Origin of the sequence: Halomonas sp. SIMBA_159 (assembly GCF_046536035.1) — a bacterium.
Lineage (GTDB): Bacteria > Pseudomonadota > Gammaproteobacteria > Pseudomonadales > Halomonadaceae > Vreelandella > Vreelandella venusta_A.
The window spans coordinates 1-255 of record NZ_JAWJBT010001045.1 but is presented as its reverse complement, the minus strand read 5'-3'; the positions used below and the strand labels follow the sequence as shown (position 1 = coordinate 255).

At 51.4% G+C, this 255-nt stretch carries 1 protein-coding gene; it reads right to left on the bottom strand.

Annotated elements, in window-relative coordinates:
* Nucleotides 1-230: YkgJ family cysteine cluster protein (locus tag R0J87_RS22465; RefSeq protein ID WP_498889095.1), on the bottom strand; the 230-nt coding region annotated here is incomplete at its 3' end.
* Nucleotides 231-255: the final 25 nt, after the last annotated feature.

The following is a 255-nucleotide window of genomic DNA, read 5'->3' as shown; positions in this document are numbered from 1 at the left end:
AACGGTGTCAGCCCGTATTTAGCCCTTGCACGATTGCAAGCCTCATTGACGACTCCGTTCTCACCAGACATGGCAAATTCTCTGCATGTGGACGATCGATTTTTATATATCGTGCAGCAGGCATTTTTGCCCGGGGTTCCTGCAAGGGCAATACATCGGGGGTTTTTCTGATTGGTACCGCTCATGCATCGGTGAAAAGGGGATATTTGTTCAGTGAGCCTGGCGGGAATAGTACCGCCAGCATCGTCGGCTTCG